27 protein-coding genes and 1 tRNA gene are annotated in these 26,798 nt (G+C 65.7%); 9 read left to right on the forward strand and 19 right to left on the reverse strand.

Annotation, left to right across the window (positions count from 1 at the left end; all coding sequences use genetic code 11):
* The first annotated feature begins 123 nt into the window (after nucleotides 1-123).
* Entirely contained in the window at nucleotides 124-339 is a 216-nt protein-coding gene (locus QX135_RS02640; RefSeq protein ID WP_042340486.1) for a dodecin family protein, read from the forward strand.
* Nucleotides 340-564: 225 nt separating this feature from the next.
* Here the strand turns inward: QX135_RS02640 and QX135_RS02645 are convergent, their stop codons facing one another.
* The 5 genes from QX135_RS02645 to QX135_RS02665 all read right to left on the reverse strand — a co-directional run bounded on the left by QX135_RS02645 (nucleotide 565) and on the right by QX135_RS02665 (nucleotide 6,059).
* Nucleotides 565-1,068 carry a DUF2059 domain-containing protein gene (locus QX135_RS02645; protein WP_316178786.1) on the reverse strand — a complete coding sequence of 168 codons (504 nt, stop codon included), beginning with the start codon at nucleotides 1,066-1,068 and terminating at the stop codon, nucleotides 565-567.
* 1,038 nt (nucleotides 1,069-2,106) lie between these two features.
* The gene (locus QX135_RS02650; RefSeq protein ID WP_316178788.1) at nucleotides 2,107-3,609 is read right to left on the reverse strand and encodes an ammonium transporter; all 1,503 of its coding nucleotides are present in this window, start codon (nucleotides 3,607-3,609) and stop codon (nucleotides 2,107-2,109) included.
* Between the two features lie 39 nt (nucleotides 3,610-3,648).
* Entirely contained in the window at nucleotides 3,649-3,987 is a 339-nt protein-coding gene (locus QX135_RS02655) for a P-II family nitrogen regulator (protein WP_284417133.1), read from the reverse strand.
* Between the two features lie 332 nt (nucleotides 3,988-4,319).
* Entirely contained in the window at nucleotides 4,320-5,630 is a 1,311-nt protein-coding gene (locus tag QX135_RS02660) for an ammonium transporter (protein ID WP_316178793.1), read from the reverse strand.
* 90 nt (nucleotides 5,631-5,720) lie between these two features.
* Nucleotides 5,721-6,059, reverse strand: coding sequence for a P-II family nitrogen regulator (locus QX135_RS02665; RefSeq protein WP_172112996.1), 339 nt, complete (start codon nucleotides 6,057-6,059; stop codon nucleotides 5,721-5,723).
* Nucleotides 6,060-6,267: 208 nt separating this feature from the next.
* Between QX135_RS02665 and QX135_RS02670 the strand changes: the two genes are divergently transcribed.
* Nucleotides 6,268-7,143 carry a DUF4339 domain-containing protein gene (locus tag QX135_RS02670; RefSeq protein ID WP_315740634.1) on the forward strand — a complete coding sequence of 292 codons (876 nt, stop codon included), beginning with the start codon at nucleotides 6,268-6,270 and terminating at the stop codon, nucleotides 7,141-7,143.
* A gap of 5 nt (nucleotides 7,144-7,148) precedes the next feature.
* On the opposite strand, the gene tesB is transcribed toward QX135_RS02670, so the two are convergent.
* Nucleotides 7,149-8,024, reverse strand: a complete 876-nt coding sequence (tesB, locus tag QX135_RS02675) for an acyl-CoA thioesterase II (protein ID WP_315740635.1) — start codon at nucleotides 8,022-8,024, stop codon at nucleotides 7,149-7,151.
* Between the two features lie 155 nt (nucleotides 8,025-8,179).
* Between tesB and QX135_RS02680 the strand changes: the two genes are divergently transcribed.
* A complete protein-coding gene (locus tag QX135_RS02680; protein ID WP_315740636.1) occupies nucleotides 8,180-9,400 on the forward strand; it encodes a ubiquinone biosynthesis hydroxylase in 1,221 nt (406 codons plus the stop codon).
* Between the two features lie 3 nt (nucleotides 9,401-9,403).
* On the opposite strand, the gene QX135_RS02685 is transcribed toward QX135_RS02680, so the two are convergent.
* From QX135_RS02685 to QX135_RS02695, 3 genes are read right to left on the reverse strand one after another with little or no spacing between them, the layout of a single operon-like run.
* Nucleotides 9,404-10,333: an alpha/beta hydrolase gene (locus QX135_RS02685; RefSeq protein WP_315740637.1), complete on the reverse strand. Its 930-nt coding sequence runs from the start codon at nucleotides 10,331-10,333 to the stop codon at nucleotides 9,404-9,406.
* 3 nt (nucleotides 10,334-10,336) lie between these two features.
* Nucleotides 10,337-10,534, reverse strand: coding sequence for a Trm112 family protein (locus tag QX135_RS02690; RefSeq protein WP_006613415.1), 198 nt, complete (start codon nucleotides 10,532-10,534; stop codon nucleotides 10,337-10,339).
* A gap of 56 nt (nucleotides 10,535-10,590) precedes the next feature.
* Entirely contained in the window at nucleotides 10,591-11,133 is a 543-nt protein-coding gene (locus tag QX135_RS02695) for a TetR/AcrR family transcriptional regulator (protein ID WP_315740638.1), read from the reverse strand.
* 91 nt (nucleotides 11,134-11,224) lie between these two features.
* On the opposite strand from QX135_RS02695, the gene QX135_RS02700 reads away from it, so the two are divergent.
* The 3 genes from QX135_RS02700 to QX135_RS02710 all read left to right on the forward strand — a co-directional run bounded on the left by QX135_RS02700 (nucleotide 11,225) and on the right by QX135_RS02710 (nucleotide 13,060).
* Nucleotides 11,225-11,575: a hypothetical protein gene (locus QX135_RS02700; RefSeq protein ID WP_315740639.1), complete on the forward strand. Its 351-nt coding sequence runs from the start codon at nucleotides 11,225-11,227 to the stop codon at nucleotides 11,573-11,575.
* 346 nt (nucleotides 11,576-11,921) lie between these two features.
* Entirely contained in the window at nucleotides 11,922-12,218 is a 297-nt protein-coding gene (locus QX135_RS02705; protein WP_315740640.1) for a cupredoxin domain-containing protein, read from the forward strand.
* 11 nt (nucleotides 12,219-12,229) lie between these two features.
* Nucleotides 12,230-13,060, forward strand: a complete 831-nt coding sequence (locus QX135_RS02710; protein WP_315740641.1) for an FTR1 family protein — start codon at nucleotides 12,230-12,232, stop codon at nucleotides 13,058-13,060.
* Here the strand turns inward: QX135_RS02710 and QX135_RS02715 are convergent, their stop codons facing one another.
* The gene (locus tag QX135_RS02715; protein ID WP_315715855.1) at nucleotides 13,061-13,735 is read right to left on the reverse strand and encodes an LON peptidase substrate-binding domain-containing protein; all 675 of its coding nucleotides are present in this window, start codon (nucleotides 13,733-13,735) and stop codon (nucleotides 13,061-13,063) included.
* Nucleotides 13,736-13,783: 48 nt separating this feature from the next.
* On the reverse strand, nucleotides 13,784-14,704 hold the full coding sequence (gene trxA / locus QX135_RS02720) for a thioredoxin (protein ID WP_315781732.1): 921 nt from the start codon (nucleotides 14,702-14,704) through the stop codon (nucleotides 13,784-13,786).
* A gap of 288 nt (nucleotides 14,705-14,992) precedes the next feature.
* On the opposite strand from trxA, the gene QX135_RS02725 reads away from it, so the two are divergent.
* Nucleotides 14,993-15,067 (forward strand) — tRNA-Gly (locus QX135_RS02725).
* Between the two features lie 37 nt (nucleotides 15,068-15,104).
* Here the strand turns inward: QX135_RS02725 and QX135_RS02730 are convergent.
* The 3 genes from QX135_RS02730 to QX135_RS02740 form a co-directional block, all read right to left on the reverse strand.
* Nucleotides 15,105-16,538: a caspase domain-containing protein gene (locus QX135_RS02730; protein WP_316233935.1), complete on the reverse strand. Its 1,434-nt coding sequence runs from the start codon at nucleotides 16,536-16,538 to the stop codon at nucleotides 15,105-15,107.
* A gap of 118 nt (nucleotides 16,539-16,656) precedes the next feature.
* Nucleotides 16,657-17,961, reverse strand: coding sequence for a nicotinate phosphoribosyltransferase (gene pncB, locus QX135_RS02735; protein WP_315758706.1), 1,305 nt, complete (start codon nucleotides 17,959-17,961; stop codon nucleotides 16,657-16,659).
* Nucleotides 17,962-18,057: 96 nt separating this feature from the next.
* Nucleotides 18,058-19,404 carry an amidase gene (locus QX135_RS02740; protein ID WP_316233936.1) on the reverse strand — a complete coding sequence of 449 codons (1,347 nt, stop codon included), beginning with the start codon at nucleotides 19,402-19,404 and terminating at the stop codon, nucleotides 18,058-18,060.
* A 384-nt stretch (nucleotides 19,405-19,788) separates the two neighbouring features.
* Here QX135_RS02740 and QX135_RS02745 point away from each other — a divergent pair, with 384 nt between their 5' ends.
* Complete coding sequence (locus QX135_RS02745) at nucleotides 19,789-21,066, forward strand: PQQ-dependent sugar dehydrogenase (RefSeq protein WP_316163052.1); 1,278 nt, start codon at nucleotides 19,789-19,791, stop codon at nucleotides 21,064-21,066.
* Nucleotides 21,067-21,245: 179 nt separating this feature from the next.
* A complete protein-coding gene (locus QX135_RS02750) occupies nucleotides 21,246-21,833 on the forward strand; it encodes a c-type cytochrome (protein ID WP_315811895.1) in 588 nt (195 codons plus the stop codon).
* Between the two features lie 250 nt (nucleotides 21,834-22,083).
* Here QX135_RS02750 and panE read toward each other — a convergent pair whose 3' ends face one another.
* From panE to QX135_RS02775, 5 genes are all read right to left on the reverse strand, one after another.
* Complete coding sequence (panE, locus tag QX135_RS02755) at nucleotides 22,084-23,007, reverse strand: 2-dehydropantoate 2-reductase (protein WP_316233937.1); 924 nt, start codon at nucleotides 23,005-23,007, stop codon at nucleotides 22,084-22,086.
* Between the two features lie 116 nt (nucleotides 23,008-23,123).
* Nucleotides 23,124-23,861 carry an SDR family oxidoreductase gene (locus QX135_RS02760; protein ID WP_316233938.1) on the reverse strand — a complete coding sequence of 246 codons (738 nt, stop codon included), beginning with the start codon at nucleotides 23,859-23,861 and terminating at the stop codon, nucleotides 23,124-23,126.
* 108 nt (nucleotides 23,862-23,969) lie between these two features.
* Entirely contained in the window at nucleotides 23,970-24,578 is a 609-nt protein-coding gene (locus QX135_RS02765) for a 2-hydroxychromene-2-carboxylate isomerase (protein ID WP_316178803.1), read from the reverse strand.
* 104 nt (nucleotides 24,579-24,682) lie between these two features.
* Nucleotides 24,683-25,981: an MATE family efflux transporter gene (locus tag QX135_RS02770; protein ID WP_315812019.1), complete on the reverse strand. Its 1,299-nt coding sequence runs from the start codon at nucleotides 25,979-25,981 to the stop codon at nucleotides 24,683-24,685.
* A gap of 166 nt (nucleotides 25,982-26,147) precedes the next feature.
* Nucleotides 26,148-26,720 carry a DUF2239 family protein gene (locus tag QX135_RS02775; RefSeq protein WP_315781717.1) on the reverse strand — a complete coding sequence of 191 codons (573 nt, stop codon included), beginning with the start codon at nucleotides 26,718-26,720 and terminating at the stop codon, nucleotides 26,148-26,150.
* Between the last annotated feature and the right edge of the window lie 78 nt (nucleotides 26,721-26,798).

Consider the following 26,798-nt stretch of genomic DNA (forward strand, 5'->3'; position numbering starts at 1 on the left):
GGTAGCTCCGGACCTGCGGCTGCCATGGGCAGGCTGCGTCCTTTCAGGCGCCGCGCTATGATGCTACGTTCAGTTGTAGCAGGGAGCACCTGCTTCCTGCTCCATACCGAACAGGAGACCGACATGTCTGACAGCGTCTACAAAGTCATCGAGCTGATCGGTACCAGCAGCGAATCTTGGGAAAGGGCAGCTACCAACGCCGTCGAGCAGGCGGCGAAGACACTCCGAGACCTGCGTGTCGCAGAAGTGGTCCAGCTCGATATGCAGCTCGACGCGAAGGGGAAGGTGGAAGCCTATCGAGCCAAGCTCAACGTGTCGTTCAAGTTCGAAGGCGCATGAGCTGACCATCGACTTGCGTTGTCGTTCGCCGGACTATCGGCCGCGGCAAGGTTTGAGCCTGCAATCCGGTGTCGTGCCCGCCATCGGGGGCATGACCGTGGACGTCTCGGTTCGGCTTCCCGGGGATGGCGAGGCGGGACGGACCACAAGCCTGTCATACGGAAATTGCCCGTCGCGCCGGTTATGTCGCAGGGCGCGCCGCTGCACGACGATCGGGAGTTCGGATCAGAGATCGAGACCTTTCTTCCTCAGTTCATCGACCATCTGCTTCCTGATCTCTTCGCCGAGAGCTTGACCAAATTTCTGCCCGGCAATGCTCGACTCCTGGGTGACGGACGGCAGCTTCTGCAGGACTCTTTGACCTGTCGGGGTCCTGTAGAACTCAGCCATGGTCCTGAGGTCGTCCGCCGAGAAGTTCCTGGCATAGATGACCGCGATCGCATCCGAGAATTCGGAAACCCTGCCCTGAAAGGCCTGGGTGAACTTCGGGATCAACGCATCATATTGCAGAGCGACCTCGGCGCGCCCCTGGACGATCGTCGGTCTCAGGTTCTTCAGAACGATCGGCAACAGGGCTGTCGCCTGGTCATTCATATGCATCACGGAGACCAGCTCTTTCGCGGCCGCCAGGGACTCCTGTGATGTCGCTTGGGCTCTTGCCGATGGCGGCGTTGCGGCGGTGAGCCAAATGGCGGAGGCGACGACTACGTACCGACAGCGATGCTTCATCCTGATCCCCCATGTGCCGGCTGCAGCGGCGATCGCTGTTACGGCCGGGCTCCAATTCTTAAAATCAGCCGGAGCCAGCGAACAGTATTGCTAAGCTGTGTTTTCTGCCGCTGCAACCGGATTGGCATCCCCCGCGCTATTGTGCGGATCAAAGCCTGCTCTGTTGCCCGTCGGGCAGTTTCCGCATTCCCGACATGCGCCAATTGCCCGTCGAGTTAGTTTGCCGCAGCCGCGCCGGCTTGTGTCGTCGGGCAAATCACCTTCACATTTCCGCGCATCCTGTTGCCGCATGAGGGGCGTTTCGCGACCGTCACGGACCGTTGGCAGTGGGAGGCGATGGGCGTGTGTTGCCGCAGCGTAGTTCAGTCTGCGCGGACGAACGGCGATGCACGCACGGTCAAGTCGCGCGGTCCTGATATCCCGATGCTGATATCAAGCGGGTGCTGATGCTAACGTGTCGCGCTCGTGATGGTGGCCAACAAGCCCGGCGCGCCAAGGAGAACGCGAAGCAGCCGTTAAAACCGTTGCGCAGGGAGGGCCGGGTGTGTTCGGCCAGACCTGTGGTACCTGCCGCCAGCATTTTCTTTCGCTGGCGGGCCACGGGCGCGGCCAGCGCCCGGCCTTCCCTGCGCCCTCTGTTTTCCGAGGGCGGTGAGTTTCAGCAAAGCTCGGGCGCATCGTGTCGCGAGAACGAGATCGTTCGCCTTCGAGCTGCTTCTCGGAGGCAACGTCGGGCGCGCCAACCACAGCTGTCGTCCCGGGCAAGCGCGAAGCGCGCCGACCCGGGATCCATAACCACAGGGTTCAGTTGTCTTGCACGGGACCAGCAGCCTGCCTCTTACAAACATCGCGCGGTATGGGTCCCTGCGTTCGCAGGGACGACACCGGTTATTTGGCGCGCGCTCGGCCCTCACGATCCAAACAAAAAGAAAGGGGCCCCAGCTTGCGCTGGAGCCCCTCAACGGTCAGGGCATTGCCGGGTATTTGCCCGAACCGAAGTTGCGGACCTGGTCGCGTACGACCAAGTCCCGGGAGAACTCAGTAGTTGTAGGCGCGCTCGCCGTGGTCGGTGATGTCGAGACCCTCGCGCTCCTGCTCCACGGTCGGGCGCAGGCCGATGACCACGTCGACGACCTTGTAGAGGATCGCCGAGCCGACACCCGACCACACCAGCGTGGCGACGACAGCCTTGAGCTGCGCCAGCATCTGCGTGGCGAAGTCGTAGGTGCCAGCGTTGTTGCCGGTGATGTTGGTGTAGTCGGTGATGCCGACGCCACCCAGAGCCGGGTTGACCAGGATGCCGGTGGCCAGGGCGCCGATGATGCCGCCGATGCAGTGCACGCCGAACACGTCGAGCGCGTCGTCATAGCCGAGCGCGTTCTTCACGGTGGAGACGAAGAACAGGCAGACCGGGGAGACGATCAGGCCGAGCACCAGAGCGCCGATCGGACCGGCATAACCGGAGGCCGGGGTGACGGCGACGAGACCGGCAACCGCGCCCGAGCAGATGCCGAGCAGCGAGGGCTTGCCCTTGACCGCCCATTCGCACAGCAGCCAGGACAGCGCCGCACCGGCGGTGGCGACCATGGTGTTGACGAAGGCCAGCGCGGTGACGCCGTTCGACTCCAGGTTGGAGCCGGCATTGAAGCCGAACCAGCCGACCCACAGCAGCGCGGCGCCGATCATGGTCATGGTCAGCGAGTGCGGAGCCATCAGCTCCTTGCCGTAGCCGGTGCGCTTGCCGATCAGGACCGCGCCCACCAGGCCGGCGATGCCGGCATTGATGTGGACGACGGTGCCGCCTGCGAAGTCGAGAGCGCCAGCGCCGGCGAGCCAGCCGACAGCGCCGGTGACTTCGTCGAGCTTGGCCTGGGCAGCGGTCTTGGCGGCAGCGTCGCCAGCGGCGGCGAGAGCCTTGGCAGCAGCAGCGATGTCATCGGGAGCTGCGATGTACCAGACCCAGTGCGCGATCGGGAAGTAGATGAAGGTCACCCAGAGCAGGATGAACAGCATCACCGCCGAGAACTTGATGCGTTCGGCGAAGGCGCCGACGATCAGGGCCGGGGTGATCATCGCGAAGGTCATCTGGAACACGAAGTACGCCAGTTCCGGGATGACCACGCCGTTCGAGAAGGTCGGAACGGTCGAGTTGGCATCGACGCCCTTCAGGAAGGCCTTGCCGAAGCCGCCGACCCACGAGGTCATGCTGCCGCCGTCGGTGAAGGCCATCGAGTAGCCGTAGAGGGTCCAGACCACGCCGACCATGGCGACGATCGCGAACACCTGGGTCAGGACGGAGGCCATGTTCTTGGTGCGGACGAGGCCGCCATAGAACAGCGCGAGGCCCGGGATGGACATCATCAGGACGAGGGCGCTGGAGATCAGCATCCAGGCGACGTCGCCCTTGTTGGGAACGGGGGCGGCTGCGGCAGCGGCGGCCGGCGCGTCTTCAGCGAACGCCACATCGGCGAGGCCTGCGACGCAGAGCCCTGCGACTGCGAGCGTAACCCATCCCGCGCTGGTTGGACGTTTGAACGTCATTTTCTTCTACTCCGTAAGTGTTCTGGTTTGAGCGCGAAATCAGAGAGCCGCAGCGTCCGCTTCGCCGGTGCGGATGCGCACGGCGTGGTCGAGGCTGATGACGAAGATCTTGCCGTCGCCGATCTGGCCGGTCTTGGCGGCCGTGCTGATGGCGTCGATGGTCTTGTCGACCTGGTCCGAGGGGATCGCGACCTCGATCTTGATCTTGGGCAGGAAGCTCACCGCATATTCGGCGCCGCGGTAGATCTCCGTGTGGCCTTTCTGGCGGCCGTATCCCTTCACTTCGGTGACCGTGAGACCATGAACGCCGATGGCGGTCAGGGCGTCCCGGACTTCTTCGAGCTTGAATGGCTTAATGATCGCCATAACAATTTTCATGGGTCCTATCCCCGCTTGGGCCCGGCACGGACGTTACCGAGCGCTTCCTGTCGACTGAGGTTCACCACGCGGAGAAAGCTTCACGACGCGGGCACAGCCGGGAGCGATAGAATCAAATGCCGTGCCAGACGGCTGGTCAGGGCTAACGAGCGGTGAATCCTGACCTTTTCACCCCTCACCGGGGGCATCAAAGGCTGCGCTATTCCGTCGCGCTCAAGGAATGGGCATGCATGCGCAAAAGTTACGCATGTCAGGCTCAAGACACAATGCTGCTCACCGCGCGGGCAGAATCCCGCGACGCCGAACAGGTCAATTGGCGCCAATTGCTGCAGCTATTGCAGCGCCTCGCCATGCTGGGAGATGTCGAGTCCTTCCAGCTCGTGCTCGCGCGACACCCGCAGCGGCACGAAGGCGCTGACCAACTTGAGGAGCCCCCAGGTGACGCCGCCCGACCACACCAGGGTGACGGCGACGCCGTAGAGCTGGGCCGCGAGCTGCTTCGGGTTGCCCTCGATCAGCCCGGCTGTGCCGCCGATCGCGGCGGTCGCGAACACGCCGGCCAGCAGCGTGCCGGTGAGGCCGCCGACGCCGTGGACGCCGAACACGTCGAGCGAATCGTCATAGTTGAAGCGGTGCTTCAGCGAGGTGCAGGCCCAGTAGCAGATGATACCGGCGAGCGCGCCGATCACCAGGCCATGCCAGGGGGCGACGAAGCCGGACGCGGGCGTGATGGTGCCGAGGCCGGCCACCGCGCCGGAGATCATGCCGAGCACCGACGGCTTGCGCCGCGTCGACCATTCCAGCGCGCCCCAGGTGACGGCGCCGGCGCAGGCGGCGAGATGCGTCGTGAGGATCGCCATCACGGCATGCGCATTCGCCCCGAGCGCCGAGCCGCCATTGAAGCCGAACCAGCCGACCCAGAGCAGGCCAGTGCCGACCACCGCGAGCGACAGATCGAACGGCGAAAGGTTCTCGCTGCCATAGCCCTGGCGGCGTCCCATCACCAGCGCCGCGACCAATCCCGCGGTGCCCGCGGAGAGATGCACGACGAGACCGCCGGCGAAGTCGACCACGCCGGCCTGCGCGAGAAAGCCGCCGCCCCAGATCCAATGCGCCAGCGGCACATAGACGAAGATGAACCATGCGATGCTGAACAGGAGGTAGGCCGAGAAGCGCATGCGGTCGGCGACGGAGCCCGCCACCAGCGCCACCGTGATGATCGCGAACGTCATCTGGTACAGCATGAACAGCGACTCGGGGATCGTCTTGGCGCCGGGATGGACGCTGTCCATGCCCATGCCGGCGAGGAAGGCGCGGTCGAGCGAGCCGATCCAGGTGCCGTCGCCGACGAAGGCCAGCGAGTAGCCGAATGCGACCCACAGGATCGAGATCAGCATCACGGCTGCGAGGCTCTGCGCCATCGTCGCCAGCACGTTCTTCTTGCGCACCATGCCCGAGTAGAACAGCGCCAGACCCGGAATGGTCATCATCAGCACCAAAGCGGTGGCGACGATCATCCAGGCGGTGTCGGCCGGTTCGATCGTGGACGGCGCTGCGGCCGCTGCTGGCGTGGTGAAGGCAATCGCGCCCGCTGCAGCCAATGCTGCAGACGCGCGCAGGCAACGAGACGCGCAGGTCTCCATGACAGTCCCCCCGGCATGTCAGATGTTAGGATCTTGCAGTTCGCCGCGCCGTTGCGGCGGGCGTGCAGCCGTTGCGGCTGCTTGACGGGCTTAGAGTGCGTCGGTGTCGGTCTCGCCGGTGCGGATGCGGCGGGCATGATCGATTGGCGTCACGAAGATCTTGCCGTCGCCGATCTGGCCGGTGCGCGCGTGCGTCGTGATTACCTCGACCGCCTTCTCGGCGATGTCGGAGTTGACCGCGATCTCGATGCGCAGCTTGGGCAGGAAGTTCACGATATACTCGGCGCCGCGGTAGATCTCGGTATGGCCCTTCTGGCGGCCGTAGCCCTTCACCTCGGTGACGGTCATGCCGTGGACGCCGATCGCGGTGAGGGCCTGGCGCACCTCGTCGAGCTTGAAGGGTTTGATGATCGCGACGACGAGCTTCATGGGCGGGCCTTGGTTTCCTCGGGTCGAAGCCGCCTGTTTCGGAGGCAGGCTTGGGACGGCCGTTTTGGCCTGTTCCTAGGCAAATGGCACAAAATCAGCGCAGCGTTAAGCGAAAACGTCAAGGAGTGACGGATATCACTGAACGGAACGCGACATCGCCCGACAGACTGAAGACGTTTTCCTGCCATCCTCCACTCAAGGACATCCCATGTCGAATCGTTCCTGGTATTACGCGGCGCAAGGCCAGCAACAGGGCCCCATTTCGGAAGACGAACTGCGCGACCTGATCGCCCGGGGTGTCGTCACGGCCGAGACGCTGCTGTGGAGCGACGGGATGGCCGGCTGGGAGAAGGCCGGGCACATTCCCGGCCTGATGTCGGGCGTGCCGAGCATGTCGCCGGCCACGCCGCCCGCGTTCGATTCCGGCGGCGCCGCCTCGGCCGGCGCGCTCTCGGTCACGCTCGAGACCTGGTCCTATCTCGGCTGGACCTTGCTGTATGTCGTCGGCCAGTTCCTGATCGTCATCACGCCGTGGACCGCCGTCTACCTCTACCGCTACGTGATCGAGCGGATGAGGGTGCCCGGCCGGCCGAACCTGACCTTCACCGGCCAGCCGCTCGACATCTGGTACGTCTTCATCGCCATGGGCGTCCTGGCCTATGTCGGCCTCAGTGATCGGCCGATCCTCAACCTGATCTCGCTGGTCGCTCCGGCGTTCCTGGGCTGGATGGTGCTGCGCTGGCTTCTGAGCAACCTCGCCTCGAATGGCGAGCGGTTGCCGATCCATTTCGAAGGCAGCCCCGTCGTCTATGCCGGCTGGTACCTGCTGATGATCGTGTCGGGCATCACCATCATCGGCTGGGCCTGGGTGCTGACCGCCTGGATGCGCTGGGTCTGCCGCAACATCCAGGGGACGCGGCGCGAGGTCGTGTTCACCGGCTCGGGCCTGCAGGTGCTGTGGCGCACCTTCGCGTTCGTGCTCGGCTGCTCGGTGATCATTCCGATCCCGTGGCTGCTGCGCTGGTACAGCGCCTGGTACGTGTCGCAATTCGCGGTCGTGCCGCGGACGGCGCAGCCAGTGTGAGGCTGCTACGTCCGGCGCTCGCGGATCGAGCCCTCCTGCGCGACGGAGGCGACCAGCGTGCCGTCGGGCTTGAAGATCGAGCCGCGGGTGAGCCCGCGGCCGCCCTGCGCGCTCGGCGAATCCTGCGCATAAAGCAGCCATTCGTCGGCGCGGAACGGCCGGTGAAACCACATCGCATGATCCAGCGAGGCCGGCATCATGCGCTTGTCGAACAAGGTGCGGCCATAGCGCGCCATGACCGCGTCGAGCAGCGAGAAGTCCGACGCATAGGCCAGCGCGCACATGTGCAGCGCCGGATCATCGGGCAGCTTCGCCGCCGTCTTGATCCAGACGTTGATGCGGCCATCCTCGATCTTATGGCCGAAGTACCGGTTCAGTTCGACGGGGCGCAGCTCGATCGGCCGGTCGGATTCGTAGTAGCGGCGGATGAAGTCCGGCATCCTTTGGAAGACTTCCTGAAACATCGGCTGCTTGGAGATCTCCTCCGCCGTCAGCTTCTCCGGCGGCGGCACGTCCGGCATCTTGTCCTGGTGGTTGAATGCGCTGTCCTCGTCGCTGTGGAAGGACACCATGATCGAGAAGATCGCATTGCCGTGCTGGATCGCGGTGACGCGCCGGGTCGCATAGCTCTTGCCGTCGCGCAGGCGCTCGACCTGGTAGATGATCGGCACCTGCGGGTCGCCGGGCAGGATGAAATAGCAGTGCAGCGAATGCGGCAGCCGGCCCTCGACAGTGCGGCACGCCGCCATCATCGCCTGGCCGATCACTTGGCCGCCGAACACGCGCTGCCAGCTCGTCTTCGGGCTGTTGCCGCGGAACAGGTTCACCTCGATCGGCTCGAGATCGAGGATCGAGATCAGGTCGATCAGTCCCTTGGACATGGCGTGGTGCTTTCGCTGGCTCGGCCGTCAGCTCCGGCCCCGTTCTAGCGGGATCAGGCATCCGGAAATGACGGTCTCGGAGGGCAGACCTTGTTTCACGCTCCTGTTTCGCCCAGCTATACTCCACTCGCAAGAGTAACCGTGAGCAGGGCGGCATGACGACACAGCGAAGCATTGTCATTTGTGGCGGGGCGTTTGCCGGCCTGGCGCTGGCGTTGGCGCTCCGTCAGGGGCTTGGGCCCGAGGTGCCGGTGATCGTGGCCGATCCGGCGCTGGCGAACCGGCCGAGCCGTGATCCGCGCGCCAGCGCCATCGTCGCGGCCTGCCGCAAGCTGTTTGACGCGATCGGGGTCTGGGCCGATGTCGCGCCCGAGGCGCAGCCGATCCTCGACATGGTCATCACCGACTCCAAGCCCGAGGATGCGATCCGCCCGGCGTTCCTGACCTTTGCGGGCCAGGTCGAGGCCGGCGAGCCGTTCGCGCACATGGTCGAGAACCGGCTCTTGATCGACGCGCTGGTCCGGCATGCGGAGGCCGCAGGCGTCGAGCTCAAGGCGATGCCGGTGACCGGCTTTGCGACGCGGGCCGACGGCATTGCGGTGACTCTGGGCGACGGCAGCCAGCTCGAGGCGAGCCTGCTGGTTGCCGCTGACGGCGCGCGCTCGAAGCTGCGCGAGCGCGCGGGCATCCAGACCCATGGCTGGGACTATGACCAGTCCGGCATCGTCGTGACCATCGGTCACGAGCGCGACCATGGCGGCCGCGCCGAGGAGCATTTCCTTCCGCCCGGACCATTCGCGATTCTGCCGCTGACCGGCAAGCGCTCCTCGCTGGTGTGGACCGAGCGGCGCGCCGAGGCGAAGCGCCTCGTCGCGCTCAGCGCGGATGAATTCCAGGCCGAGCTGGAGAAGCGCGCCGGCCTGCATCTCGGCGAGTTGAAGGTGCTCGACCAGCCGCGCGCGTTTCCGCTGTCCTACTTCGTCGCCCGCTCGTTCATCGCGCCGCGGCTGGCGCTGGTTGGCGACGCCGCCCATGTGATCCACCCCATCGCGGGGCAGGGGCTCAACATGGGGCTGAAGGACGTCGCCGCACTGGCCGAGGTCGTGGTCGATGCGGCAAGAATGGGAATCGACCCGGGGCAGGTCGATGTCCTCGAGCGCTATCAGCGCTGGCGCCGCTTCGACACGATGGCGATGGGCGTCGCCACCAACTCGCTGAACTTCCTGTTCTCCAATAAATCGACGCTGTTGCGGGCCGTGCGCGACATCGGCCTTGGGATCGTCGATCGCGCGCCGCCGTTGAAGGAGCTGTTCATCAAGCAGGCCGCGGGGCTCACCGGCGAGATGCCGCGGCTGCTGAAGGGCGAGGCGCTTTGAGGTTCAGCGCGGGCCTGCGGCGGCGATGAAACCGGCGACGGCGTCGATCATGTCGGGGTCGAGCGGGCGGTCTGGATCGTTGTAGGAGGCGAGGTTCTCGTCCTCGTTGGCGACGTCGACCAGAACGTGGTTCATCTCCAGCAGCCACAGCGACTTGGCGGCCGGTGCGGCGGCGGCGAGCGCGACCATGTCGAGGCGTGCGATCTGGTGGTCGCGGGCGCCGCCGACGATCAGGATCGGGATCGTGAGTTGCTTGAGCGGATCAATCGGATCCTCGGCGAAGGCGGAGCCGATGCTCGGCTGCATGCTCGGGGCGATCGGCAGTTCGGGCGGTGGCGGGTCCACGATCTGCCCGGCCATGATGGCATCGATCGCCTTGGCGACCGGCTCCATCTTCGCGGCCGGCAGCTTCTTCTCGAGCTGCGCCTTGAGCAGATCGCCCTGCCGCCGCGCCGACGACGCGAGCAGGACGAGACGGTCGACCGGGGTGCGACGGGCGGTGAGGATGGCGACCAGGCCGCCCTCGCTGTGGCCGACCAGGACGATCCGGGCGAACTTGCCGCGCAGGAAGTCGACCAGCGCGGCGGCGTCGCCGACATAGTCCTTGAAGCGGAAGTCTTCCGGGCGGCCGAACTCCGCCTTCCAGCCGCGCGCGCCGCGCTTGTCGTAGCGCAGGCTGGCGATGCCCTGGGCGGCGAGCCGCTCGGCGAGCTTCTTCAAGGTCGCCGGCTTGAGCTGCGGCCCATTGCCGTCCCGGTCCGTCGACCCGGAGCCGGCGATCAGCAGCGCCACCGGAGGGCGCTCGACGCCCGCTGGCGTGGTCAAGACGGCGTCGAGTGCGCCAATGCGGACGGCGCTCTCCTCGGCCGAGACCACCGAGGTGAGGGCCATCAGCGCCACGGCGAGTGCGCAGCGGATCACGACGGGCCGCATCGGTCAGTCGATCTTCCGCGCTTCCTCCGGCAGCATGATCGGGATGCCGTCGCGGATCGGGTAGGCGAGCTTCGCCGACCGCGAGACCAGCTCCTGCTTCGCCGCGTCGTATTCCAGCGGGCCCTTGGTCATCGGGCAGACCAGGATCTCGAGCAGCTTGGGATCGACGGAATTGGCGGGGCGTTCGAGCGGGGCGTTCATGGCAAGGGTCTCCGGCGGGCGCCTCTGTAGCATATCGTCCGCCTGGTTGTCGTCCTTCAAGGCTTGTGCAGGGCGATCCGGATCAGCTCGTCGATGACCGTGTCCAGTTGCTGGGCCGGCAACGGCCGATCCGACAGCGCGTGGCCGAGGAAGGCCCAGTACAGCACCTGGGCGCGTGCGTGCGCGATCGCCGGCATCAGTCCTTCGGCTGAAAGCAGGCTCTCGACATAGCCCAGCCGGCGTCTGTCGATGGCCTGGACGGCCTGGCGCGCGGCGGGGTCGGATCCGGCCCAGCTGCGCACGGCGCGCTCCAGGGTGAGTCTGACGGTGAACGCGCGCCGGAGGAGCACGGCAATCGCCGGCTGGTCGCCGGCGCTCGCCTCCACCCCGGTGATGATCTGCTCGGCCGCAATCTCCCGCCACTTTTTGAGGAGGGCGGCGTGAAACGCGGCCACATCGGCGAAATGCCAGTAGAAGCTGCCGCGCGACACGCCCATGGCTTTCGCCAGCGGCTCCGCCTTCAGCGCGGTGAAGCCCCGGGTGGCCAGCACCTTCAATCCCTGTGTCAGCCAATCGTCGGCGGAGAGCTGATCGGTCATGTCGTCACCATCAGGGCGACCATACATAACTGTATTGACGGCCGCCAGGGCTTCGTGCATCTTCCATACATAACTGTATGGAAGGCGTGCCATGCGCGATGCGCTGCTCGTAACCGCGGGGCTGATGGCGATCACCGTCGCCGTGATCCATGGCGTGCTCGGCGAGACGATGGTGTTCGCGCGTGCCACCATCTCGCCGGAGCGGTTGCGAACCCTGCTGCGGCTGGTCTGGCAAACGGGCACGGTGGCGTGGATCGGCTGTGGCGTGCTGCTCACGGCCGCCCCGCGAATGGCGTCGGAGTCGGCGCGGCATTGGACGGTGGTCACCGTCATCGTCGTGTTCACCTTCGCTGCAGGCGCCAATGCGCTGGCGACGCGCGCGCGGCATTTCGGCTGGATCATGCTCGCCGGCGTGGTCCTCCTCGCCATCGCCGGCTACTGACGCTGCGCATCCGGTCGACATAGCCGCGGCACAAACTCGGCGAGATGACGGCATTGCGACGCTTTGCAACCGCTGCATCGCCTTAACTGCCGTTCGGCCGCACTCCGTTCACCGCGAGGCCACTGCCACGACACATTCGCCAAGAATGGTTCTAACTTAGAAGGAGTCTCTTTGCAGACACGGCGACGAGCCGCTTAGTTGTTCGTCGTCGCGAACGGGTGCCCGGCGTCGACATCGATCCGGGCGCGCAACCGTTCTCCGATTTGCTTGTCGGGATAGGAGAGGGGACGGATCGATGTTGGTCGACGTGGTGCGGAAGTTGGTCGTCGTAGGTGGAAGCGTCGGCATGCTGCTGATGGCAGCGCAGGCGCACGCTGGGGAATCGAACGAGATCTGCCTCACCTATGCCAATGGTCAATTCGAGCCCAAGGAGCCGACCGTTCCTGCCGACGCGCCGCTGACGATCCGCGTCAAGAACATGGAGAGCAAGGCCATCGAGTTCGAGAGCGAGACCCTGAAGGTCGAGAAGGTGATCGCGGCCAACAGCGAGGCGGTGCTCAACGTCCGCGCCATGAAGTCCGGGCGGTACGAGTTCTATAACGACTTCAACGAAAAGGCCCGCGGCTTCGTCAACGTCCAATAGGTCCAGATCCCATGCTCGCCGCCCTGATCATCGTCTTCCGCGAAGTGTTCGAAGCCGGCCTGATCGTCGGCATCGTGCTCGCCGTCACCAGCGCGGTCCCGCATCGCCTGCGCTGGATCGGCGCGGGGCTGTTTGCCGGCCTGGTCGGCGCATGCATCGTCGCGGCGTTCGCGGGCACGCTGACTCAGCTATTCGAAGGCATGGGACAGGAATTGTTCAATGCAGGGGTCCTGTCGGCTGCCGTGATCATGCTGACCTGGCACAATGTCTGGATGGCCCGGCACGGCCGCGAGATGAGCAACGAGTTGCGGACGATGGGCCAAGCGGTGGCCGAAGGCGCCAAGCCGCTGGTCGCGCTGGCGACCGTGATCGCCATCGCCGTGTTGCGCGAGGGCAGCGAGGTCGCGCTGTTTCTCTATGGCGTGGCGGCCTCCGGTGACGGCGGCGGGCGGGCGCTGCTCGGTGGCGGCGTCCTCGGCCTGCTGCTCGGCGTTGCCGTCTGTCTCGCGACCTATCTCGGCCTGATGCGCATCCCGCCGCGCGCCCTGTTCAAGACCACCACCGTGCTGATCACCCTGCTGTCGGCGGGAATGGCCGCGCAGGCGGTGTTCTTTCTCGCCCGCGCCAACTGGCTGACAACGTTCGACCAGGTGGTGTGGGATTCGAGCGCGGTTCTGCCCGAGCGTGGCGTCGCCGGACGGACCCTCAAGGCCCTGATCGGCTATACGGATCAGCCCACCGCGATGCAGCTCGCGGTTTACATCGGGGTGATCCTCGCCACCATCGCGCTGATGCGTCTCACGGCGGCGCCGCCAGCGCCGCGTGCGGCCGCCGCCGAATGATCATTGCAGCGGCGGATCGCCCGAGGTCCGCTTCTTGGCGAGATCCATCTCGGTCACGGCGATGAGGATTTCGGCGCGGGTCTTGAGGTCCGGCGCCTCGAGCATCGCCTGCTTCTCCGCCGGGCCGTAGGGCGACATCATCGCCAGCGCGTTCACGAGCGCTTCGTTCGGCGCCGCTTCGATGCCGGCCCAGTCGACCTTGAGATTGTTCGCTTTGAGGAAGTCGGTGAGCACCGCGAGCAGCGCCTCGCGGTCGACCGCGTCCTCACCCTTGCGCGCCGTGAAATCATCGACGAACGGGAAATAATCGACCTTGCACTGCCGATAGGGCGTGAGCACCGTCATTTCCTCGACCACCTTGAAGCGGGACACGCCCGTGAGCTCGAGGATGTAGCGGCCATCGCCGGACTCGGCGAGCTGCGTGATCCGGCCGACGCAGCCGACCTTGAACAGCACCGGCCGCTCCTCGCTGGAGGAATGCGTGACGTCGGGCTGGATCATGCCAATGAGCCGATGGCCGTCGCGAAGCGCATCGTCGACCATCGCGAGATAGCGCGGCTCGAAAATGTTGAGCGGCATTTGGCCGCGCGGCAACAGCAAGGCTCCCGCCAATGGAAACACCGGAACGATCTCCGGCAGCTCGGCGGGACCGCGATATTCGGCATTGATCGGCATGCGATACCTCGTGTCCGCTGGAACGAGCGCGCGTCCCGTCCAGCCGGGTTACGAAAACAGGATCGTCGACAGCCGCTTGCGGCCCTCGATGGTGGCCTCGTCTGCGCCGCCCCAGGCTTCGAAGAACTGCACGAGCTGCTTGCGCGCGCCGTCCTCGTTCCATTTGCGGTCGCGCTTCACGATCTCGAGCAGCTGATCGGTGGCTTCCTTCCGCTTGCCCGCGGCGTTCAGCGCCGTCGCCAGGTCAAAACGCGCCTGGTGGTCGAGCGGATTGGCGGCGACCTTCTGTTCGAGCTCGCCGACTGGCCCGAGCGACTGGGCTTGCTCGGCCAGATCGATCGCGGCCTGCACGGCGGAGACCGCCGAATCGCTACGCTTGGCGTCCGGGACCATCGCAAGCGTCTGCTTGGCCTCGTCGATCGCGCCGAGCTCGACCTGGCACTTCGCAAGCCCGGCGATCGCCGGGATGTTGGCGGCATCGACCGCGAGCACCTCGGCATAGATCTCGGCCGCGCCAGCCGCATCGCCCTCGGCGAGTGCGGCTTCGGCTTCCTTGAGGATTTCGGCGATGTCGGGCTCGCCGACGCCCGGAACGCCCTTGGTGATCTTTTCGATGAAGGCGGCGACCTGGCTCTCGGGCACGGCACCCATGAAGCCATCGGCGGGCCGTCCGCCGACGAACGCGATCACGGCCGGAATCGACTGGATCCCCATCTGGCCGGGAATGGCCGGATGCTCGTCGATGTTCATCTTGACCAGCTTGACCTTGCCATTGGCGGCCTTGACGGCCTTTTCCAGGATGGGCGTCAGCTGCTTGCACGGTCCGCACCACGGCGCCCAGAAGTCGATGAGGACCGGCTGCCGCTTCGATTCCTCGATGACGTCCTTCACGAAGCTCTGCGTCGTGGTGTCCTTGATCAGATCCGGCACCTGCGGCGCCGCTCCGCCGCCCTGCTCAACAATGGTCACGGGGTCCCTCGTCCGAAAAATTCCGATGGACGGCGACCGGGAACCGGCCGCCGCCGCGCCTCAATACACGTTTTCTCTCGCTTTAAGTGGCGGTCCAGCTGGAAATTTCAATCAGCGCCCATCGCGGCCCGGTGATGGGCAGGTTTGGGCCCGGTTCGGCCGGCCCCGACCGCAAAAATTTGAACGTCGTCGGCGTACGAAACCTGTCGCAGACCTGTTGCATTCGTCCGCGGCATTTGGCATAGGTCTGCCCGTCGCTGGCGGCCACGCCGCCAAGGCGTCACGGATGCGGGTGTAGCTCAGTGGTAGAGCACGACCTTGCCAAGGTCGGGGTCGAGGGTTCGAACCCCTTCGCCCGCTCCAAAAATTCCGCTCCGTTGCCCTCTCGCCTTATGCCTCATCATTTCGTCGGCTGGGATTTGTCCCAGGCCGCGAGTGCGTCGGCGAATACCCGATCTCCACTGGGACCTTTGCCGATGGCGAGGATGCCCCGGCGCTGGTTCGCATAGACGACCGGGATGTCGAACCATTCGCGCCGTGCGAGGAGTTCCTCGTTGCGCGCGCGATCGGCCTCGACGTTGGACAAGCCCACCAGGAATGAACCTTCGGTGATCTTGACGGAAAGCCCGGCAAGCGGCGTCCCGCGCGACTTCTCATCCGTCTTCATCAGCATTCCCGGGACGCTGCTGATGCCGCCACCGACGAAGTCGGCAGCGGGCCTGAATGTGAGCTCGGCGACATGGCTGGCCGGCAGGCTGGGATCGTCGTTGCGGCGCAGCTGCAGGCTGACCTTCAGCTTGCGCTCGGGAATGTCGATCTCGCCACGGATCACCGGCATGAGCCGTCCTGATTGTGCGTTCTTGACCGTCTCGGTCCGCCAGGTGATCGAGCCGGAATAGCGCCTACCCTTGGGGTCAGAGAGATCCTCATCATACAGCACGGCAAGTCCGGGCGTCCGCGCATCTGCCGCGTCGGACGAGGCGGTCGGGCTCGAAACGGGAGCGCTGCTCCGGGCGGCGTCAGGGCCGGCCGGCTGCGTCGGCTTCGCGGCGGCGGCGCTCAGTTGAGCGCCGCTGTCTATCGACGTGAACATGACGAGCGGCCGCTGCGCTCCGCTGGTGGCGCGCTCCACCGCGGCGTCGGTCTGGTTGAGGATCTCGATCAGACGTTGGCCAGGCTGCTGGAGCGCCTCTGCAAGGGCTGCGGCGAACACGCCGTGGCCGTCCGGGCCGCGCTGTCCTGTCGTCCCGGCCTGTGCGGCAAAGGAGATCACGGTCCGTGCGGAAACGTCGACCGGGACGAGGCCGGCGGCAAGACCGGCGATGCCGCGCCCGGCGAACGGATTGGAGCGGAAGGCGTCGAGAATGATCACGTTCTGCCGGGGGCTCGATCCGCCCAGCTCGCGCAGAATCGCAGTCAGGTCGCGCAGCTCGGTGTTGAGATCCGCAGCTGTCGCCGGTGCCGCGTCGACCGGGACGAGATAATCGGCGCCGCCCAGGTTGAGCCCATAGCCGGCATAATAGATCAGCGCGACGTCGGCGTCGGCGATCCGGCCCTTGAACTCGGCAAGCGCGCGATCAAAGCCTCGCCTGTCGAGGTCGATCTGCGCGGCACCGCCGCTCAGGGCGAAGCCGAGCCGCGACAGGCTGTCGGCGATCAGCCGGGCATCCGCCGCCGGCTCGTCCAGCAGTGGCGCGCGCTCGTGAATGGAGTTGCCGATCACCAGCGCCACGCGCTTGTCGGCGGCAGCAGGCCCGGTCGAGATCAGGATCGCGCCGACGACAAGGATGGTTGCAGATAGTAGCTGTCCAACTCGGCCGATCACCCGACGCATGCCAACGATCTCCTGTCACCCGATCTGCGCGCTTGTGCGACGATTTTACCGCATTTCGAACAAAGCAGGAACAAGAAACGTGGCAGGAAAGAGAAATCGCCGTGGGCTGTCGGGCGGCCTAGACGACCACCGGCGTGCGCACCCGGCCGGCATCGCCGAACACGCGGAGATAACGGGCGATCTCGGCGGGATCGCCGGTCGCCTTCTCCGGGTTGTCGGACAGCTTCACGGCGGGATGCCCGTCTGCCGACGTCACCTTGCAGACCAGCGAGATCGGATCGAGGTCGACCGAGCCGTCCGGCGAGCAGCCGACGAAATCGTTGGTCAGGTTGGTGCCCCAGCCGAACGACAGCCGCACCTGATCGGAGAATCGATGATGGAGCTGCTCGATCGATTCGACGTCCATCGCGTCGGAGAACACGAGCAGCTTCTGCTTGGGATCGCGCCCCTTCGATTTCCACCAGGCGATGATCTCCTCGCCGGCCTGGATCGGCGGCGCGCTGTCGGGACGGAAGCCGGTCCAGTCGGCGACCCAGTCGGGTGCGTCGCGCAGGAAGGCCTTGGTCCCGAACGCGTCGGGCAGCGCGATCAGCAGGTTGCCTGCGTAGGTCTGCCGCCACTGGTCGAGAATGCGATACGGCGCGAAGCGCAGCTCGTCATCGTCCTTGGCAAGTGCCGCCGCGACCATCGGCAGCTCATGCGCGTTGGTGCCGATGGCCTCGAGGTCGTTGTCCATCGCCAGCAGCACGTTGGAGGTGCCGGTGAACGACGAGCCGAGACCTTCCTTGACGGCCTCGACGCACCAGCGCTGCCACAGGAAGCCGTGGCGGCGGCGGGTGCCGAAATCCGACAGCCGCAGCCCCTCGAGCTTGCGCAGCCGCTCCACTTTGGCCCACAGCTTGGCCTTGGCGCGGGCGAACAGCACGTCGAGTGCGAACCGGCCCTGGCCCTTCATGGCCTGGCGCGAGCGCAGCTCGTTGACGATCGCGAGCGCCGGGATCTCCCACATCGTGGTGTGGGTCCAGGGTCCGTGGAAATGCAGCTCGTACTGGCCCTCCGACTTGCGCAGCTCGTATTCGGGCAGGCGGAAATTGGCGAGCCAGGCGATGAACTCCGGCGAGAACATGTGGGTCTTGCCGTAGAACGTGTTACCGGCCAGCCAGATCAACTCCTTCTTGGCGAAGCGGATGGTGCGGGCGTGATCGAGCTGGGCGCGCAATTCGCCTTCGTCGATGACGTCGCCGAGCCGCACCCGCCGGGTCCGGTTGATGACCGAGAAGGTCACCTGCTGACTCGGGTAGAACTCCCGAATCATCTGCAGCATCAACAACTTGTAAAAATCGGTGTCGAGCAGGCTGCGCACGATCGGATCGAGGCGCCAACCGTGATTATAGGTTCTGCTCGCGATGTCTGTGACTGTCATGTGATCGTTTTACAGCGCTGGCCGCAAACCCGCCACTGGGCTTGTCGCAGGAGGCCCTCGTGGCGCAGCGGTATCCTTGCTCGGGGTTCGTGGCGGCTATTTGCGCGCCAGGAGCGGCACGCCGGGGTCGAACGCCAGCACCGCTTCGGCCCATTTCGCGACGCGGAGCACATGGAGGTCGTTGCGATAGGGGCCGGCGATCTGTACGCCCAGCGGCAGGCCGTTGTTGCCGAACCCGGCCGGCAAGGAGACTGCCGGCGCTCCGACGAAGGTCCAGGGCGCGCAATATTCGGCGTCTCCGGTCCAATCCAAGCCGCGCGGCGCTTCGCCGAAAGCCGGCAAGGTGAGCACTGCGTCGAAGCCGTCGAGCTCAGCGGCGAGCGCCTTCTGCCTGAGGGCCTGGGCCGCCTTCGCGGCGAGATATTCCATGGCCGTCTTGCTTCGCCCGCTCTCGACGTGGCCCTTCATGACCTCGCTGACCCGGTCGGGATGGCGCGCGATCAGATCGGAGAAGATCGTGGTCGCCTCGCTGAGCATGATCGTGGTGATCGCATGCCAATTCACCGCGTCGAGCTCTCTCAGTTCGATCTCGGTGATCGTCGCGCCGGCGCTGCGCAGCTTGTCGATGACGGACTCGAATACGGTCTTCTGCTCCGCCTCGGCGCGCTCCCATTTGGCGAAGCGCACCACCGCGAGCCGTGGCGTGCGGAGCGGCGTGAGGCCCTGGTCGATGTCGACGGTGAAGCCCGGCAGCGGCCGGCCGTGGCGATCATCTGCGCTGGTGCCGGCGAGCAACGAGAGGGCGATGGCCACGTCGTCGACGCGGCGGGCGAAGAAGCCGACATGGTCGAGCGACGGGCTAAGCGGATGCACGCCGCCGCGTGGAATCGCGCCGAAGCTCGGCTTGAAGCCGACGATGCCGTTGAAGGCCGCCGGTCGGATCACCGAGCCGAGTGTCTGTGTTCCCAGCGCCAGCGGCACCAGGCCGGCCGCAACCGCGGCGGCTGATCCGGACGATGAGCCGCCCGGTGTGTGCTCGGGGTTCCATGGATTGACGGTCGGACCTGGATGACGCCAGGCGAATTCGGTGGAGACCGTCTTGCCGAAGATGGTTGCGCCGAGATTGCGCAGCCGTTCGACCACCCAGGCGTCCGCATCCGGCACGTGATCGCGATAGATCTGCGAGCCGTTGGTGGTCGGCATGTCCGAGGTGGCGATGATGTCCTTGATGGCGACGGGAATTCCACCGAGCGGGCCGGTCTTTGGAGCGACATCCCGCGGCAGATATTCGAATGCTTTCAGCTGCGGTTCGATCGCCTGCGTCTTCTTCAGGCATTCTTCACCATAGGCGGTGGCCGCTGCGGGGTCGGCTGCGAACCGCCGCAGCAGGTCGAGGACGCCGGCACCGGCCTTCGGTGTGGACACAGGGAAACGCTCGGACATTCATCGATCCTGTCGACTTGATCTCGTTGCCGGGCGGTGAACGGCCGCAGCGTGTTGTTCCGATCCTATCGGCTGTTCAAGCACACGCCAATCGTCCGGCCGATCGGCGCATATGAATACAGCGCATGGCGGCAGGCCCGTGCCGCGTGGCGGACAATCGCCGATGCGGCGCAGGCACGCGCACGGACATGCGCATCTGGCATGACATGAGTGGAGCGGCATCATTTGAGCCTCGCGCGAACTTGGCAGCAATCCGCTTCTCACCCGCTCAGGATGTGCTACCATTTTCGAGCAGGACCACTGATGTGGTCGGCCAAAGGACGTCTTCAGATACGTTCCGATAAGTAGACGCAGCCACATGAGCTGCCTCATGGGAGTGAAGCGATGACATCGGCTTTTCACCGAAGCATTCTTGCGCTTGCAACAATAGGTCTCCTCGCCGGCACCAGCATCGCCGGCGCGCAGCAGCAATCCGATCAGGGGAAGGGCCTGAAGAAATACGAATCCGGCACCAAGGAGTTCTGGACGCATCCGCCGGACGACTGGTTCCTCGGCGACGAGACCGAGGCGCAGAAGGGGCTGGCGCCGCCGTCAGGCCCGCCGACCGGCGCGTCCGATGCCGAGCTCGCGAAGATCGTCAAGCAGGTGAAGCTGCCGGACGGCTTCAAGATGGAGGTCTGGGCCTCGGGCGTGCTCGCCGCGCGGCAGATGGCCTGGGGCGACAAGGGCACGCTGTTCGTCGGCTCGTTCGGGCTTGGCAACGTCTATGCCATCACCGACAAGGGCGGCAAACGCGAGGTCAAGACGGTCCTCAAGGGCCTGAACATGCCGACCGGCCTCGCCTTCCAGGACGGCAATCTCTACGTGATCGCGGTCGACAAGCTGATCAAATACGAGAATGCCGAAGCCAGTCTCGACAATCTCGGCCAGGGCAAGGTCGTCTACGACGACATGCCGTCCTATGCGGCGCATGGCTGGAAATACATCGCGGTCGACAAGGAAGGCTGGTTCTATATCCCGTTTGGACCGCCCTTCAACATCGGCATCCCGCCGACGTCAGTCTCGCAGATCCGCAGAGTCGATCCGCGCACCGGCAATGCCGAGATCTATGCGCTCGGCGTCCGTAACAGCGTCGGCGGCGACGTCGACCCGCGCACCGGCAAATACTGGTTCACCGAGAATGCGCGCGACTGGGTCAGCGACGATCTGCCGAGCGACAAGCTCAACATGATCTCGAAGATCGGCGAGCATTTCGGCTATCCCTATTGCCACCAGGGTGACCTGCCGGATCCGAAATTCGCGATGGGTCACAAGTGCTCGGAGTTCACACCGCCAGTGCTGAACCTCGGTCCGCACGTGGCGCCGCTCGGCATGAAGTTCTACACCGGCGACCAGTTCCCGGCGGAGTACAAGAACAACATCCTGATCGCCGAGCACGGCTCCTGGAACCGGCACAAGTACCAGGGCGCACGGATCATGCGCGTCATCGTCGGCCCCGACGGCAAGGACGCCAAGCAGGAGGTGTTCGCCTCCGGCTGGCTCGAGGGCGACCAGGGCTATCTCGGCCGCCCCGACGACATCATCCTCGCCAAGGACGGCTCGATCCTGGTGGCGGACGACTGGGCCGGCGCGATCTATCGCATCAGCTACGAGAAGAAATGAGCTCGTCGTGAAAGCGGGGCTGCGCGCTGCCTTACGGCGGCCGCAGCCCCAACTATTTTGAATGTCGCGCGTTGATCAAGGAGGACGTGCCGCACCCGGTCGCGGGTTTCGGGTATCGTCCGCGCGCCAAAGCAACGATGGGAGCGAGAACGCCTGCGATGAATCCAGGGACCTCCAGAATGCACCAGGTGATGGCCGCCGCGCTGATGCTTATGCTCATGCTCGTGCTTGCGGCGCCTCCGGCCCATGCCGCCGATATCGAAGCGGGCAAGGCCAAGGCCGAGCTCTGCGCCGGCTGCCACGGCGAGAACGGCATCTCGCAGACCGAGAATATTCCTTCGCTCGCCGGCCAGCAGGATCAGTTCATCCAGTGGCAGCTCGTGTTCTTCCGCGCCGGCACGCGCAAGAACGAGGCGATGAAGCCGATCGTCGATCAGCTCACCAACGAGGACATCCGCAACCTCGGCGCCTATTTCGCCTCGCTGCAGCCGGCCAAGGCGCCGCCGGACAACGATCCGGATCTGTCGGCCAAAGGCGCGCAAGCCGCCGCCGGCCGGCGCTGTGCCTCATGTCATCTCGACAGCTATGCCGGCACCAAGGGCGTGGCGCGGCTCGCCGGCCAGCGCGAGGAATATCTCGTCAAGGCGCTCCACGACTACAAATCCGGCCAGCGCGTCGGCGGCAGCCAGGCCGCGATGACCGATGTTGCCTATCCGCTAAGCGACGAGGAGATCACGGCGCTGGCGCATTATCTGGCGCATCTGTAGTTGCTGGTGATGGGATGGGGTCTCGCGCCACACCCACAGCTGTCGTCCCGGACAAGCCTGCCGACGCGAAGCGTTGGCGGGCGCCGATCCGGGACCCATACCGCGGAGTCCATCGAGGGATTTCGCTGCGAGTTGCCTGCCTCACCGCGGCCGCGGAGTATGGGTCCCTGCGTTCGCAGGGACGACACCTGTACTTGCCGCGGGACCGTGCCTGATCAACCTAAATCGCCTGATTATCCGGCCACTGCGGTCAACTTTGCCGCTGAGCCTCGTACACCTTCAGCTGCGTGTAGGATATGCGCAGGCGCGGCACCGGGACCTTGGCGGCATCGGCGCGGGCGACGAGATCGCCGATGACGTGATCGGCCTCGACCGGAAGGCCGGCGCTGAGATCGCGGAACATCGAGGCGGTCATCGGTGATCCCTCCGCGGTGAGCATGCCGGAGACGCGCTGGAAGAACGCGCCGGCTGGGGGGTAGCCTGCGGCCGCAGCGGTGGCGCTGCATTCGTCGAGCATGCCGAGCAGGAAATCCTTGCCGCCCGGCGCGGTCAGGATCACGCCGACCGGCGCACGCATCAATGTGGTCGATGCAGCGAGCGAGGACAGGAACACCCACTTCTCCCACATGTCCTGCATGACGTGGTCGCTGGCCGACGCATTGAAATTCCCGCGCTGGAAAATCTCGAAGATCGCGCGGACGCGGTCCGACGATCCGCCGTCGCGCTCGCCGAAGCTCAGCGATTGCATCGGCTGCAACTGCACGACCTCGCGCTGCTCGTTCAGGGTCGCGGCGATGGCGCAGAGCCCGCCGAGCACGCGCGCGCGCCCGAACCTGGCGTCGAGCACGTCGAGATGTTTCATGCCGTTGAGCAGCGGGATGATCGCGGTGCTCGGACCCACGGCCGGCGCGAACGAGGTGATCGCATCGTCGAGGTCGTAGGCCTTGCAGCTCAGCAGCACGACGTCGAAGTGCTGCTTCAGAGCGTCCGCCTGTACGGTCGGCGGATTGGGGAGGGTGACGTCACCGGTCGGACTGCGGATCACGAGGCCGGCACTGGCGAGTTCAGCCGCGCGGCGCGGGCGGACCAGGAAGGTGACATCGGCGCCGGACTGCAGCAGCCGGCCGCCGAAATAGCCGCCGATGGCGCCGGTGCCGACGACGAGAATACGCATGGGTAGGTCCTCTCTCTCAGCGAGGTCTCATCATGCAGGAGCGAATAGCGAATGGCGAGTAGCGAATGGGGATGGCCACCATGCCCTACTCGCTACTCCCTGTTCGCCATCGCTTCTCACCATTTCTCGCCAAACGGACGGATCTCCATTTCGAAGGTCCAGGCGCTCTTCGGCTGCTGGTAGAGCTGCCAATAGGCACCCGCGACCGAGGCCGGCGGCATCAGCAGGTCGGGATTGTCCAGCGCCTCCTTACCCCAGAGTTGGGCGCGGCGCTCGCGCACCCAGGCGGTATCGACGCCGGAATCGATGATCAGGTGGGCGACATGGATGTTCTGCGGCATCAGCTCGCGCGCCATCGCCTGCGCCACCGCGCGCAGGCCGAACTTGGCCGAAGCGAAGGCGGCATAGCCGGAGCCGCCGCGCAGCGAGGCGGTGGCGCCGGTGAAGAAGATCTTGCCGCCGCCACGGGGCAGCATCAGCCGGGCGGCCTCGCGCCCGGTCACGAAGCCGGCCCAGCACGCCATCTCCCAGACCTTGTGGAACACGCGGTCCGTCGTCTCGAGGATCGGGAAATTGACGTTGGCGCCGACATTGAAGATCACGACCTCGAGCGGCGCATGCCTGTCGGCGTCGTTGAGGAAGGCGGTGGTCTCGTCCTCCTTGCGGGCATCGAGCGAGCGCGCCACGATCCGCCCGCCAGCGGCCTCGACCTCCGCGACCAGCGGCGCGAGCTTCTCGCCATTGCGCCGGCCGGCGAACACCGTGAAGCCTTCGGACGCGAATTTCTTGACGATCTCGGCGCCGATGTAGTCGCCGGCCCCGACGACCGCGACGGTAGCGTTGCGCTGTTGCATGCTTGCTCTCCCGATCTCACTTCAGCGTCATTGCGAGGAGCGAAGCGACGAAGCAATCCAGCCTTGCTTTGCGGCGGGATCGCGTCGCTGCGCTCGCGATGACGACAATCACTTGCCCAGGATGTATTCCTCGACGTCGCGCAGCTGTTCCTTGCCGAAGAACATCTCATTGCCGACGAAGAAGGTCGGCGAGCCGAACGCGCCGCGCTCGACCGCGCGCTGGGTGTTCTCCACGAGCTTGGCCTTGACCTCGGGCTCCTGGGCGCGGGCGAACAGCTTGGCCCCGTCGAGCCCCGACGACGTGATCGCAGCCACCGCGACATCGGGATCGTCCATCTTCTTTGGCTCGCGCCACATGTGATGAAACGCCGCGTCGACATAGGCTTCGAACACGCCTTCGAGCTGCGCGGCCACGGCCGCGCGCATCAGGTTGAGCGTGTTGACCGGGAAGTACGGGTTCCAGACCCAGGGCTGCACCTGATAGCGCTTGAGGAAGCGCTGGGTCTCGACCTCGTGGAATTCACGCTTGTTCTTGATGCCGGCGAGTGACTCGGCCGGTGACTTGTTGTTGGTCGCCTTGAAGATGCCGCCGAGCAGCACCGGGACATAATAGAACTGGACGCCGATCCGCTTCACGATCGCCGGGATCGCCTCATGGCTCAGATAGGCGTTGGGACTGCCGAAGTCGAACATGAATTCTGGCGCAGGACGGCTCATGGGCGGTCTCCTCGGTTTTTCACATTGTGGTCCAGCGCAGCAGCTCCGTCCAGGGTTTTATGACGGTCATCATATTCCAGCGGCCGGAAGACGCCGGTGGTGCGTCAGATCATCCGGCGCACCGTCCGCTTGCGCCACACCAGGAGATAATAGCTCATCTGCAGCAGCATCATCGCGGCGAACGTGATGGGATAGGCGAGCCAGACGCCGTCGAGCCCGATGCTGCGGCTGAGCCAGGTGGCGGCGGGCACCTCGATCGCGGCGATCGCAAACGCCGAGATCGCCAGCGGCATCCACACCGTCCCGGAGGCGCGCATCGCCGACGAGAACGTGATGGACATGCCGAACAGCACGGAGCTCCACAGCACGATGTGCAGCGAATGCTGCGCCACCTCGATGACGGCAGGGTCGGTGATGAAGAGTCCCATCAGCACCCGTGAGAACAGATAGCCGATCGCGACCAGGCCGCCGGTCAGCACCACGTTCATCTCGATGCCCGTGCGCACGATGTCGCCGATCTGCTCGGCTTGCCCGCGACCGATCGCCTGGGCGCCGAAGATCGAGACCGAGATCGCGATCGACAGCGCCGGAAACTGCACATAGCCGAGCACCTGGTTGACCGCGCCATAGGCCGCCGTCGCGTCCGAGCCGAAGCCGTTGACGAGGCCGATCAGCACCATTTCGGCCAGCGACATCACGATCATGCCGATCGCGGCGGGGATGCCGAGCCGCAACACCGCCCGCAACAGTTTCGCGTCCGGCAGCATGCCCCGCAGGAACGCGGCATCGATCGCCAGCGGGTGCTTGCGACGGCGCAGATGGACATGGAGCCAGGCCAGCGTCGTCAACGTCGAGATCGCCGAGGCCCAGGCGGCGCTGGCGACGCCGAGCACGGGCGCGCCGAGCCAGCCGCGGATGAAGACCGGGGTGAGCACCAGCCCGAGCGTGGTCGATGCGGCGAGCGAGGCCAGCGGCGTCACGGTGTCGCCGACGCCGCGCATCTGCGACGACAGCAGGATGTAGGCGAAGGTCAGCGGCATCGTGATCATCATGATGCGGGCATAGCCCGCGGCTGCATCAAGGATGTTGGCGGGCGTGGCGAGCGCGGTCAGCAATTGGCGGCTGAACACGCCGCCCAATACCGCGATCAGGCCGCCGAGCAGCAGCGCAATGGTCAGCGTCGTGCCGGCGACCTGCTTCACCTTCGCGGGCTCACCGGCGCCCCAGGCCTGGCCGATCAGAACGCCGGCACCTGAGCCGAGGCCCATGACGAAGGAGACGAAGAAGAACATCGCCGGGAAGAACACCGAGACCGCGGCGAGCGCATCGACGCCGATCATCTGGCCGAGATAGACGTTGTTGATGGTGCCGAACAGCGACTGCAGGATGTTGCTCAGCATCATCGGAACGACGAACGTCAGGAACGGCTTGCGCAGCGAGGCGGTTGGCGGCGACACGGCATGTTTCTCCGTCGACCGCTCTTCATTCGGAGTACGGTCGCGTTGCGAGGAATTGGAACAAGAGCCGCCGCGAACGGCCGCTCTCATTGGCTGTTGAAATCAGCCGATCTCACTCGGCGCGGTGGCGGTGCGCGAGCGCGACGGCGTGGTCGCGGATGTCGGCCGGCCAGTCCGCGATCAAGGCGGCGAAGCGGCCGAGATCGCCGGCGAACAGCGCCCGCGACGCCTCCTCGAACTGCGGCAGGTTGCTGCCGATCCCGGACATGAAATGATAGGCCGCATCGCGTGCCTCACGGGCGCGGTCGGTGTCGCCGCTGGCACGGCGGGCGTCGTGGACCAGCTTGCGCAGTGCGACCGAGGCACCGCCCGGCTGCGCGTTCAGCCAGTCCCAGTGCTGCGGCAGCAAGGTCACCTCGCGGGCCACGACCCCGAGCTTCGGCCGGCCGCGGCCACGCGGCTCGGTCGGCCCTTGGTTCGCCGCCGCGCCGGCTTCGACCGGCAGGCGCGCCAGGATCTCCCGGTCGCTGCCGCGCAGATCGAGGTCGATCGGCTGTCCGGTGCGGTCGCTGAAAATCACGATCGGCTCGGTGCCCGGCGCGGCGTGTTTCAGCACCAGCGCCACCTTGGGCAGCGGCCCGGCGGCGACCCGGGTTTGGCCGGCAAATGCGGTGAAGGTGTCCATATCGGCAGTCCCATGTGATCACCCCAATAAAGCCCGGGTGAAATTAAAGTCAATATTACCCGGGTAATTATTTCATGC

The sequence above is a fragment of the Bradyrhizobium sp. SZCCHNR1098 genome, from assembly GCF_032489375.1.
Classification (GTDB): Bacteria; Pseudomonadota; Alphaproteobacteria; order Rhizobiales; family Xanthobacteraceae; genus Bradyrhizobium.